This window comes from Desulfovibrio inopinatus DSM 10711 (assembly GCF_000429305.1).
Lineage (GTDB): Bacteria > Desulfobacterota > Desulfovibrionia > Desulfovibrionales > Desulfovibrionaceae > Alteridesulfovibrio > Alteridesulfovibrio inopinatus.
This window is the reverse complement of record NZ_AUBP01000007.1, coordinates 36,131-48,784: the sequence shown is the minus strand read 5'-3', so window position 1 is coordinate 48,784 and position 12,654 is coordinate 36,131. Positions and strand designations below refer to the sequence as shown.

At 46.3% G+C, this 12,654-nt stretch carries 11 protein-coding genes; 10 read left to right on the top strand and 1 reads right to left on the bottom strand.

Annotated features, from left to right (window positions below; all coding sequences use genetic code 11):
- The first annotated feature begins 15 nt into the window (after window positions 1-15).
- The 10 genes from G451_RS28270 (at window position 16) to G451_RS0107710 (ending at window position 12,174) form a co-directional block, all read left to right on the top strand.
- Entirely contained in the window at window positions 16-1,218 is a 1,203-nt protein-coding gene (locus G451_RS28270) for a ParB/RepB/Spo0J family partition protein (protein ID WP_084448442.1), read from the top strand.
- A 32-nt stretch (window positions 1,219-1,250) separates the two neighbouring features.
- Window positions 1,251-2,300, top strand: coding sequence for a D-glycero-beta-D-manno-heptose-7-phosphate kinase (gene rfaE1 / locus G451_RS28265; RefSeq protein WP_051261278.1), 1,050 nt, complete (start codon window positions 1,251-1,253; stop codon window positions 2,298-2,300).
- Between the two features lie 28 nt (window positions 2,301-2,328).
- The gene (locus tag G451_RS0107745) at window positions 2,329-2,658 is read left to right on the top strand and encodes an STAS domain-containing protein (protein WP_027183799.1); all 330 of its coding nucleotides are present in this window, start codon (window positions 2,329-2,331) and stop codon (window positions 2,656-2,658) included.
- Window positions 2,659-2,661: 3 nt separating this feature from the next.
- Window positions 2,662-3,429, top strand: coding sequence for an ABC transporter permease (locus tag G451_RS0107740; RefSeq protein WP_027183798.1), 768 nt, complete (start codon window positions 2,662-2,664; stop codon window positions 3,427-3,429).
- A 71-nt stretch (window positions 3,430-3,500) separates the two neighbouring features.
- Window positions 3,501-4,298, top strand: a complete 798-nt coding sequence (locus G451_RS0107735) for an ABC transporter ATP-binding protein (protein WP_051261277.1) — start codon at window positions 3,501-3,503, stop codon at window positions 4,296-4,298.
- 109 nt (window positions 4,299-4,407) lie between these two features.
- Window positions 4,408-5,304, top strand: coding sequence for an MlaD family protein (locus G451_RS0107730; protein ID WP_027183796.1), 897 nt, complete (start codon window positions 4,408-4,410; stop codon window positions 5,302-5,304).
- A 22-nt stretch (window positions 5,305-5,326) separates the two neighbouring features.
- The gene (locus G451_RS0107725) at window positions 5,327-5,932 is read left to right on the top strand and encodes an ABC-type transport auxiliary lipoprotein family protein (RefSeq protein ID WP_027183795.1); all 606 of its coding nucleotides are present in this window, start codon (window positions 5,327-5,329) and stop codon (window positions 5,930-5,932) included.
- Window positions 5,933-6,228: 296 nt separating this feature from the next.
- Entirely contained in the window at window positions 6,229-6,612 is a 384-nt protein-coding gene (locus G451_RS0107720; RefSeq protein ID WP_027183794.1) for a DnaJ family domain-containing protein, read from the top strand.
- 223 nt (window positions 6,613-6,835) lie between these two features.
- A complete protein-coding gene (locus G451_RS32445) occupies window positions 6,836-10,534 on the top strand; it encodes a PAS domain S-box protein (RefSeq protein WP_051261276.1) in 3,699 nt (1,232 codons plus the stop codon).
- 179 nt (window positions 10,535-10,713) lie between these two features.
- A complete protein-coding gene (locus tag G451_RS0107710; RefSeq protein WP_169727840.1) occupies window positions 10,714-12,174 on the top strand; it encodes a hypothetical protein in 1,461 nt (486 codons plus the stop codon).
- On the opposite strand, the gene G451_RS0107705 is transcribed toward G451_RS0107710, so the two are convergent.
- Window positions 12,175-12,558: a hypothetical protein gene (locus tag G451_RS0107705; RefSeq protein ID WP_156921551.1), complete on the bottom strand. Its 384-nt coding sequence runs from the start codon at window positions 12,556-12,558 to the stop codon at window positions 12,175-12,177.
- Window positions 12,559-12,654 lie beyond the last annotated feature (96 nt).

Genomic DNA, 12,654 nt, shown 5'->3' with positions numbered 1-12,654 from the left:
TGAAGGAGAAAAAACATGGCAGGTGTTTCCAAAGGACTGGGACGTGGATTGGATGCATTATTGGGAAGTTCTTCCGCCCGGCAAACCAATGACACCGTACGAGTAGCCCCTTTAGGTCATATCCGGCCCAACCCCAACCAACCGCGCCGTGAGTTTTCCAAAGAGGCGTTGCATGATTTGTCCGAGTCGATTCGCGAACAAGGCGTACTCCAACCTGTTCTCGTCAGGGAAGTACGGGGTGCTCATCCGGTTCGATATGAAATCGTCGCTGGGGAGCGGCGTTGGCGAGCGAGTCAAATGGCTGGGCTCGAAGAAATCCCTATTGTTGTACGCAATGTTACCGACGAACAAAGTCTCGCTCTTGCGTTGATTGAAAACCTGCAACGCGAAGATCTCAATCCCATGGAAGAAGCTATGGGCTTACAAGAACTCATCAGCCGTTTTTCTTTGAGCCAAGAAGAACTGTCCAAAAAAATCGGGAAGAGTCGGTCAGCGATTGCCAACACGATTCGTTTGCTCCAGCTTCCTGACGCAATCAAAGAAGATGTCGCATCAGCACGATTATCAGCTGGTCATGCCCGATCGCTATTATCGGTAGAGGATACGACGGTCAGAGAAGCAATTTGGGCATTCATTCGCAAAGAAAATATGTCGGTACGGCAAGTCGAAAAAATCGTTTCCAACTGGAACAAAAAACAGGAACTTCCGCCGGAAGTTGCCGCCAGCTTGCAGAATGAAACCGTGACGGCTCCGGTGAAACCATCGCGTCCTGCACCTGATGTTCGATTGCGCGTGACAGCAAAAACACTCCAGTCAGGTTTTGGTGTTCCGGTTTCATTCCGTGGAACTGCTGATAAAGGAAGCATCACCATAAGCTACAAAAGCGCTGAAGAGCTCATGACTGTGCTCAGCAAATGGGGATATGAACTACAGCAAGCCGAAGAGGGGAGTTCTGATGAATCCCTTGATGATGCAGAGACGAATGTCCTCGAGCCGCATGAGGCCAACGATGCAAACGCCTCAGAAACATCAGAGATGCTCATAGATGAATCTCTTGAAGAGCCATCCGATGCAAATGCTTCTGAAGCTTCGTCGGATACACTGACCTTGGAAAACGATACGCACGCATCTGACGAGAACGATACCCAGGCGTTAGCACAACCTATTCCGGATTCTACGACACAACCAACGGAAGAAGGCTTTGCATCAGCCTTATAGATTCGACGCGTCACCACTGAGGATACCTCCCCATGCAAAAACTTGATGCCGAAAGCCTGCGCACTTCACTCGATGCGATGAGAGGAAAAACCATCCTTGTCCTTGGCGATGTCATGCTGGATCAGTATGTCTTCGGCGATGTGGAACGGATTTCTCCTGAAGCGCCGGTTCCCGTGGTGAACGTTCGTGATGAACGATTTATGCTGGGGGGAGCGGGGAATGTCGCCAAGAACATACAATCTCTTGGTGGCACCCCCCTGCTCGTATCTGTATGTGGAGATGACGAAGCAGGGCGCTCACTCACGGCATTGCTTCATGATAATGCCATAGAATGTGCCTGCCAGACGTCCCCCTATCGACCAACAACGATCAAAACACGTATCCTTGCACAAAATCAGCAAGTTGTTCGTGTCGATCGAGAGTCTCGGGAACAACTTGATGCCGAAACCAATACCCGTCTCACGCAATCAATGCTTGAAGCGGTTTCACGTTGCGACGGCATCATTGTCTCCGATTATGGCAAAGGCTTGGTGACTCCGGCACTTATGTCGGCCTTGCGTTCCGCTGTTGCTCAACGTACACCCAAACCATATATTCTTACTGATCCCAAACCCGTTAATGCCGACTGTTATGAAGAGGTGGATATTATCACACCGAACGCCAAGGAAACAGCGGCATTATCTGGTGTGACACCTCGGGAAAAGCAAGATATTGTTCGTGCGGGACTTGCGCTTTTCAAACGGTTCCGCAACAAACATTTACTTATGACATTGGGTGGTATGGGCATGGCGCTTTTTATTGCCCCAGATACCATTTATCACATTCCGGCGGTCGCCAGAAAAGTCTATGATGTCACTGGAGCTGGCGATACTGTCATTGCGACCATGTCATTGGCTTTAGCCGGAGGCTTGGATTTGTTGACCGCAAGTTACATTGCCAACCTGGCTGCCGGTATCGTTGTTGGGCAAGTGGGGACAGCGACAGTCGCTCCGCACGACTTGTTCAAAGCCGTCGAAGAATTTCCAGAAGCAACCGTTGCGTCCTGGCTTGTTCCCAATATGACGCATCGAACACTGTCATGATATAACGCAAAAGCATGGTGAAACCACTATGTCGGATCACGACAATCAGAATGGACAAGAATTTTGGACGTGGGAAGAATATCCTGAAGAGAATCGTGTTATCATCGGTGGGGAAGTTGATTTCTCCGTAAGTCCACAAGTCCGAGAAAAGTTACATGATTTTTTGAACCGGACACACGGCGATATTGTGCTTGATCTGGCTCCACTCCAATACATAGACAGCTCCGGCTTGGCTGTACTCATTGAATTGCGCAATAAATTAAAAGATAAAAATCGCACAATCCAAATTACCGAAGTATCCCCTCAAGTTGAAAAAATATTCAGCTTAACTCAGATAGGCAGTATTTTCGGGTTATAGCGCATGTTTTCCGAGCGCTTACATCGCGAATTCGAAACGCTGACATGGCTCATCCTGAGTTTGTCGCAATGCTGTTTTTCAATCTTTCAATCCAGCAAGGTGTATTTACGTAAACAAACGTGGAGTCATCTTGCCTGGATTGGAACGGACTCTCTCCCCATTGTCAGCATTATTGCATCTTGCACCGGTATCATCCTGGCATTACAGGCCGCTATTCAGCTCGAACGTTTTGGCGCTCTCAGTTATGTAGCCAATCTTGTCGGTGTAACCATCATCATGGAGCTCGGTCCGTTATTGACCGCGATTATCTTGACCGGTCGCGCAGGAGCCGCGTTCACCGCTGAAATAGCAACCATGAGCATCTCAGATGAAGTCGATGCTCTTAACGTTATGGGTATCGATGTTGTCCGATATCTCGTCTGGCCGAAATTCATAGCCATGCTCATCATGACACCACTGTTGACAGCATGGGCCGATTTCATCGGAATATTTTCAGGCGGAGCATTTAGTGCAATCGTTCTTGGACTCAGTCCGCAGGCCTATTTTGAACAAACGGCTACTTTTCTTAAGTTGACCGACTTTTTTTCCGGGATAGTAAAAAGCCTCGGTTTTTCCGCCACCATCACTCTTGTCGGATGCTGGCAAGGATTTCTCGCAAGAGAAGGAGCCTCCGATGTTGGAAAACGAACGACCAAGGCTGTTGTCCAAGCCATATTCCTCATAATTGTTTTGGACCTGTTTTTCACTTGGCTGTCATATCTCATACGATAATTTTTGAAATATATTAGACGGCCATTTACAAATGTTTCATGTGAAAAAATAATGGATCACGCGGCGTTGTTATGTCAGAGCCCATTGCTTCACCGACGCCTTCCAGGCGCCTCACTATTCCCGATATTACCCTCGAACATATCACTGTCGGATATGGTGATCGAATTATTCTCAACGATATTAGTGCTACGTTGCCGGCCGGAAAAGTGTCCGTCATTCTTGGCGGATCAGGAGGTGGAAAATCCACCATGCTCAAATCCATTTTGGGATTGCTTCCTCCTAAGTCAGGACATGTCATTGTCGGCGAAACAGATATCTACAATGCGAGTCCTCCAGCTCTTCGCAGGTATAAACAAGGCATGGGAGTCCTTTTTCAAGATGGGGCGTTGCTCGGTTCGTTGACACTTGGAGAGAACGTTGCTCTCCCACTGCGTGAGCACTCTGAACTCAATGATAATGAAATTGAAATCGTCGTCCGCATGAAATTGAGTTTAGTCGGTTTGGAAAAATTTATTGATTTCTTTCCAAGTCAACTTTCGGGTGGGATGCGTAAACGCGCTGGATTGGCACGGGCAATGGTGCTCGATCCACGCGTCCTCCTTTGCGATGAGCCTACCTCCGGTCTCGACCCCATAACCGCAGCAGAGCTTGATGCACTCATTCTCAATCTCAATGATGCCTTCGGGTTGACAACCGTCGTTGTCACCCATGACCTGGACAGTCTGCACACCATTGCTGACCATGTCGTGATGCTGAATAAGGGAAAAAAAATTTTTGAGGGTTCCAAAGAAAATATGGTGAAGAGTGACGATCCATTTCTCAAACAATTTCTTGCGCGAGAAGCATCGCCACGCGACACGACGTCATAAAAAGCACACGTTTCAAATTGTAAAACACAAATGATACATTGCGTTAAACAAAACGCTGCATCATGCACAGACCAGATATTCATCGGATTGATTTCAAGAAGGAGAACGTATGCAGACACAATCAAGCAAAAAAATGTATGTCAAAGCGTGGATTATGCTTGGACTTGGTATCGCTGTGTTGTCTGCATTTATTGTCGTACTCGGTGGATTACGCTTTTGGGAAACGCTGACTCCGTATTCTATTTATTTCAAATCGGTCAAAGATCTTACGCCAGGGCAACCCGTCAAATATGGAGGCCTGTCCGTTGGACGCATTGAATCCATTGTTGTCGACCCTGCAAATCCTGGACGATTACGCGTTGATATTGGCATCAAAGAACGGTTTCCACTCTATCAAGGAACGGTAGCCAGCATCTCCCAAAAAGGCCTTGTTGGCGATTATTATATCTACCTTGAGCTCCGTGGTCATGCCGGAGAAAAACTTACCAAAGATGCCGTTATCCCAGCCGAAGAATCTATCAGTATGCAGCAGCTCGCTGCGGAAGTCGGACAGCTTTTTGAAGAACTGAAACCCAAGCTTGTCAATATCGCGCAGGGAATCGAAAGCCTTGTCGAGAGCCTCAATACAGCAGATCTCAATACAACGCTGGCCAATGCTCCGAAATTGATAGATGAAGCTACCCAGACAGTGGTGTCAGTGCGTCAAGATTTTTCCAACTTGGTTTTACGTGCAAATACACTGGGTGATCGCGTTGACGGAAGCCTTGATATAATGGACAACTCCGTTGTCGAACTAAAAAATGACGTCAAAAAAACCTTGGCCTCACTCCGTACACAGCTCGATAATGCTGGAAAATTAGTGAACTCCCTCGACGAAAGTGTTGCCTTTGATCAGGAGCAAGTGGAGACAATTTTATTGAATGTCGAAAAAGCGACACGAGATCTAAAATTTCTTATGCAACGTCTTCGTGAGCGTCCTTGGGAAATTATCATTGCCCCCAAATAAACGAACGATACACGAGCCAGGTATGACACGACTCTTTCTTGCTATTCTCTTTTCCATTCTGACAACGGGCTGCTTTGGTCAACCCGGAGTGCAACAATTCCTTCGTATCGAAGCCGTCAAATCACCATGTATCCAGACGCGCACCGCACACGATACCATGATTGCCGTAAAGCCTTTCGCCGTGTTTGATTATCTCGACCGTTTAGCTGTCTTAGTTGGTGAACATGGCGTTTATACACCGAGTTTGGAATGGTATTGGGAAGGGTCGCCCAGCGAAATGATTACGGGTGCACTGGTTGCCGCACTCAATTGTCAACCTGGATTTTTTGCCAGAACTCCTTATTCACCGAGCATGCCACACGATCTTGTTCTTTCGGGACGTGTAGAATCGTTCGCTGTTCATACCGAAGCAAGCCTGTTTTTTCAGGTTCGATTTCACTACGACGTATATACAAAGCGCGGGACGACATGGTTGATGGCAGACGACGTCGATGTACGCGTTCCCGTTCGTGCCCTTAATCCGGTAGATATCGCCGAATCTGCACGACAAGCCCTAAACAAAGCGACAACAAATGCAGCAAACTCTTTCGCGCATGCAATGACACAGGAAATATCAGACGATTTGTAATTGTAACAAAATCATGTATGTCAACCTTGAAATAATTATCCCGATCCATAGAATGTATCTACCACGTACCAGTTCTTTTTATTATAGAATTCGTGACAATACTGATGAATTTTCCGCTGTCTTGTTTTTTCAGATGCCGCTCGATTATTTTAATTTCTCGTATATCCCCCTCATTCTACAATGCTTTTACGTAATGTAACCGTGTTGTCTCTTTTTTTTAATAGAAGTCCCCTTGCCGTAACAAAAATCAAAGTATAATTTTCCTGGAAATACTGCGTTCAGATATGTGGGGATGTATGTTGAAAGCTTTTGCCGACATTGCTGAAGAACGTATCCGCCAATCCATGGAGAATGGGGACTTCTATAATCTTGAAGGGCAAGGCAAACCGTTGAGCTACGACGATGACTCTATGGTTCCTGAAGATTTGCGCATGGCGTATAAAATACTGAAAAACTCTGGACACGCACCGCCGGAAATCCAGGAAGAAAAAGAAATCATAACCATGATGGACTTGTTGTCGAACTGCCAAGACGAACGAGAACGATATCGCCAAATCCAAAAATTAAACATCATGATCACACAGTTCAATATTCGTTATGGCCGTGCGGTCAATTTTGAAAAAGACCAAGTGTATTATGAGAAAATCATTCAAAAAGTCCCCATCATAAAACATCGCTGAGTTCAAGATACCTAATCGGTCGACGGTGTAATATCTTTCCCTTTTGCCGCATGATGTTTCATGAACTGCCATTTCGATTCCAAACTCAATTGCTCGTTGCGATCGAGTTCTCAACACAACACGATGAAGATCTGGCAAAGAGGGAGAGAAGAGTGAGCACAATTCACGACATTGATGCGTCATTGCCGGTATCGCAACCCTGCAAAACGATTTTGTCCCTGATATGAAAGTCAATACACAGCAATCAGATATTTCTTCGTTTGAAACACTCATTTCTCACGAAGATCGACTCCATCTCACGTCGTCATTACAAGAATGCGTTCTCATCCTCGACGCAAACGGAACATGCTGCCGTTTCAATGAACCATTTCTCTATCTGACTGGCTACTCACGGAATGAGATTGTTGGAAAATCCCTTCTTGATTTTGTCCATTCTGATGAAAAATACAGTGTACAAGTCGCCTTGAAGCAGGTTGCTCAAAGCACAGGTCCAGTCGATTTTCTTCACCGTTTTATTGGAAGAAATGGCGTAAATTGGATTACCTGGAGAGGAGGGAGCCTCAATCATAACGGAAACATCATTGCCGTCGGGCGCGCTTTTTCTCCAAAATCTTCGCCCGATGTGTTTCTGGAGCTGATGAAAAACAGCTCCATAGGGGTGTTCAAAACGTCTGTCGGTGGGCAATTTTTGGAAATCAATACAGCGTTTGCCAATATGCTCCAGTATGACACTCCACAACAAGTCTTCGATGAAGTCAAAGACATCAGTGCATGCTATGTTGGCCCTCTTCCACGACAAGAAATTCTCCGCCGGTTGGAACGTGACGGTCTCATACAAAATGTGGAGATAGAATTTCGTCGACGAAACGGCTCCACCGCATGGTTAGCGCTTACGATTACTTCCGTCACCGATCCAAAAGGAAATATAGATCATTTTCGCGGACTCGTTATCGATATTTCCGCCAAAAACAGAATTGAAGACGAGTATTATCTGCTCTTGCTGACATTTGAAAATACCCGCGCTCCCATAATGCTCCTTCGCCCGGATAAAACGTTCCAATATGTCAATACAGCGGCAACCCAGACATACGGATATGATCGAAGATGGTTTCTCGATACAAGTATTGACGATATCGACATTGGGACACTGTCGCAGTGGTGGGATTCGATCTGGAAGCAACTCAAGAAAAAACGCCATAAGACGCTGGAAAGCATTCACACGACACGAATGGAATACGTCTTTCCCGTCGAACTTCATCTGAATCTCTTCTCCTTTAAAGGCGAGGACTATATTTCCATTGCCGTCGATGACATCACCGAACGTCATGCGCATCGGCGTATGCTTGAATCTTACCAAGATCATTTGCAGGAAGAAGTCGATAAACGTACGGAGGAATTGCAGCGCGCCAATGATCAGCTCAAAAAAGAAATCGAGCAACGCCGATTGGCACAATTGGAACTTCAGCGGGAAGTGGCTTTTAAATCCGCCATTGCTGAGATTTCAGATGTTATTTTCAGCAGCCGCTTTATTTTGGATGATCTTATTGATGTTGTCCTCAATACGTGCCTGAAACTGACGGGATCTTCATTTGGTTTCGTGGCAAAAACCGACGGTGAAGACGGTACACTTATTGGCCATACCATTTCACCCGCCACGAAAGGGTTGTGTACGTTATCACAACGCAGCATATGTTTATCCGTCCAGGAGCCCGACGTCGCAACACACCCTATTTGGGGTTCCGCTATGGTCGAACACAAAACATATGCCCAGGAGCATCCTTTAGATCATCCAGATGTGAGCGGTTTACCAAAAGGCCATGTACCGATCGATCGTATTCTCATTGCTCCGGCGACTGTGGCAGGCAAGTTATTGGGATTGGTCGCCCTCGCCAATGCACCGTCGCCATATTCGGAAAATGATATCCACATTGTTCGTCAGCTCACCGGGATGTTCGCTTTTGCCGTGGAACGGCATCAAGCTGAAGAAGCATTGCGAAAAAATGAAGAACGTTACCGCATTCTCTACGAGCAATCGGTGGAAGGTATCGTCATAACGAATAAAAATTTTATCATCACCGACGCCAATGAACGAGCAAAACGCATTCTTGGAATCGATCTGGCAAATGAATCTCATTGCGATGGAAGAGAACTCTTTCTTCAGCCTCTGGAAAACAAAGATAATTTTACAATAGACGCCGTTCTTGTCGGTGTTCCCGCGCGTTTCGAGATCGACTATTGTCGACCAGATGGAAGGCATCGACCTATCGCTTTAAGCGTTAAACGCATCAGCACCGATGAAATTCAGATCCTTATTCTCGATATTGAACAGAGAAAAAAAATAGAAGACGAACTCATCAGAGCCAGGGACGCTGCAGAACAAGCCAATAAAGCCAAAAGCGATTTTCTTGCCAGAATGAGTCATGAAATCCGTACGCCTATGAACGCCATTGTCGGGTTAACAGACTTGGTGTTGCATATGGATATTGACGAAACCGTCCGCGACTATCTCCTCAATGTACGTGACTCCTCTGATCATTTACTTCTTATTATTAATGATGTTCTCGACCTTTCCAAAATCGAGGCCAATAAGCTTGTTCTCGATATCGAAGACTTCGACGTTCGGGAAATGATCCATTCCGCACTGAAACCTCTTGAGTTTCAAGCATGTAAAAAGGATATCCAATTCACTGTCGTTATCGACGAGAATGTTCCGAAATATGTTTTAGGCGATGCACACCGAATTCGACAAATTCTGGTCAATCTTGCTGGCAATGCCGTTAAATTCACGCATGTCGGCTCTGTTGATATTTTTGTCAGAGCAACCAACATTCACAGCGATTCCGTTCAATTACAATTCCAAATCAGTGATACGGGAATCGGCATCTCCCTCTTAGAACAACAATCCATCTTCGATACCTTTGGACAGGCTTGTTGCACACACGAACGAAGTGCAGGTGGTACAGGTTTGGGACTCAGCATCAGTAAACACCTTGCAGAAATGATGGGCGGAACCATTTTGGTCACAAGCCGTCCGTGGATTGGCTCCACCTTTACCTTCGATGCCTGTTTTCCCATGGGTTGCGAACCAAGTTCAGAGCAACGATCTCCACTGAAATCGCGTGTTCTTTTTAATGATGCCGTTCCCAAAAAAATCTTGATTATAGACGATAACAAGGTCAATTTGAAAGTCGGTCAGGCATTAATCACCAGACTCGGCCACACCGCAGATACAGCAAGTTCGGGATTCGAAGGCTTACATAAACTGTCTTGCTCGCATTACGATCTTGTCCTTATGGATCTTGAAATGCCGGAAATGGACGGGCTGAACGCCACGCATCGCATACGGCGCGGTGACGTTGGTGAAAAGCTCAAAAACATTCCCATTGTTGCCATGACAGCCCATGCCTTTTCAAGCTATAGAGATCAATGTCTGAGTGCTGGTATGAATGACTTTCTCGCGAAACCTGTCGAATACATGGAACTTGCGCATATGTTGGGAGAAATCCCCAAAGGTACGCCAATAACTCAATCGAAATCGCTCTTGCCTGCACAGGAAGATGCTTTATCTGATTACAATGCCGCGCTTTCCAGGTTAGGCGACGATAAAGATCTCTATAATGATATTCGAGAAGCCTTCCTTATAGACATCAAGGAAAAACGGCCACAATTCGAAAGTGCATTTTCCGAACTTGATTGGGATGTCCTGACACGGTTGGCCCATTCCACAAAAGGCAATTGTGCATCGCTTGGTGCCGAACTGTGCAGACAAGCCGCACTCGATTTGGAAAGAACAGCCCGACAACGTGAAACAGAAAATATCAACGCATTTTATGATCAATTCAAAAAGCGACTCGACGAAGCGGAAACTGCTTTTTTAAAGCAGATTGAGCAAGAAAACAGAGCACCTGACAGCACCGAATAACGCGAGAAAGAAACGAGGCTAGAGTGATCTTTGGCTTCAATATTCAATGCTCGCAAGTTTGATCTTATCCGTAACAATATGGAGTGCTCGCATTCCGGGACACATCACCAATGCAGTATAGCCTCAAATACGTCCCAATCCCAGACTTCCGCCGATACCAACATATCAAACGTGTTTGTATGGCACTCGTCATGACCATTTTCATTGGCTGTATGTTGCCAGACAAAATCATTGCTGCTTCCCCATTTGGAGTTCATCAAGCATCGGTCAACAAATCAGAGTACGAGCATAACGGATACAGTGATGCACAGGAAGCGAGAGTCGGTTGGACTCGTCCCGGTCTCTATGCATTTTGGAGTCTCGTCCAAGTCTCCTTGGAGAATCCTGTTTTCAATTTCCAGGCGCTTGATGCCGAATATGGAGCAATTCCTGACTCCATGTCAGTCATTGCCAATATTGCACCGGACGGAAACTCCTTCTCGCAGTGGACTGAAACGGACTCGTGGCTGCCGGTGGATCAGGAGGCATATTCTCGTTTTGTCTCGGCCGTTGTCGAACGATATGATGGAGACGGCATTGATGATGCACCGGATGTTGTCGCCAAGATTAAAAATTGGCAGGTGGCCAATGAACCGGGATTGCCGCAAAATGTCCGTGCTGATTACGATAAATTGCTTACCATCACGTATGAGGCCATAAAGCAGGCGTGTGCGGAGTGTAATGTCGCCATTGGTGGCGTTACAGGCGACCCATTTAATTACATCCATACATTCGATACGTATTACGTCCCCATTTTACAAAAACTGGAAGGGAAGCCCTTCGATCTGTTCGATATACATTGGTATGGTAATGCAATTGGTGACTATCGCTTTCTTGACCGTCGCACAGGTGAAGATATCGTGACGGCAATTCGGACCACTCTTGATGAGCTTGGCCTTTTGGAAGGTACGGGCTTCATCATCACCGAAATGGGAAGTTATTCCGGCGATCCCGAGGAACCATTCTATGATTTCCAATCCGAGCGACAGCAAGCTGCCGATTATGCCAAACGCATAATCACTGCAGCGAGCCGCGGCTTCGATACTGTCCTTCTTGCCTGGGGCTTAATGGAAGGTTTTCTAGGAAATGATACATATTTCGACCACACCGGCCTCATCTATGATGGTTTAGGAAGCGACGATCTTGGATTAGGGGCGAAAAAGCTGAGTTATTACACGTTACACAATGTCAATACGCTACTTGAGAATATCGATATGACATCGGTGACGGCTGCCACATTCCCTAATACTCCCGATTCGATCCGTACCTACCAAGCTCATATTGAGGAAAAAACCGTTTATGTCATTTGGTGGGACGATGCCTTAGAACCTGAGCTCGAACATCAAACCCTGCTATTGGATGGATTGGCCAATGGAAATGCCGTTATCACCCACTTGGTTCCCGATACCGAGACCGGTCTAGAAGTGACCCAAGAGACATTATTGCCCGTTACCACGGAATCCATCTCCACAGGGAAACTGGAACTTACCCTGAAGCCAAATGATCCCATTATTGTACACCTCACGACAAATTCAATAACACAAAATACCTCATTGCTCCCTATATTGCACTTCATTCTTGATTCTGTTTCAGTGCAATGATCAGTGTTTTTCATCTCGTTTAGAACGGATCCCCCCAAGCCAATATCCTGCAAGCAGACAGACGCCCCCAAGAATTCCGTCGGTCGTCATATTGATCATTCGGAGCAATACCAGAACGACAAGAAGAAAGATGACAAAAACAACTCCGAAAACACGGAGTACATTTTCAATATTGTTGGTTCGTAATCCAAAAACAAGAAAAGCCAGTACAAAGAGACAGAACGCAATCGCGCTTACCATGCTGGTCGTCATGGTCCACCACGCAACGTCATAGATGGATGTAGCCTGCTCAATAACCGGTTGTGTCATATCGTCAAGAAGCGACATCGCCAAAGCAGTTCCTCCCCATGCGCACACCAAGAAACAGCTTATCACGATACGCACCACATTCCTCCAGATTCCCCCGACCGATTTCGGTACGGCAAAACAGTTTTCTTTGTTCCCCAAAAACGGTAATGGCAACAAAACACAGCGTGAAAG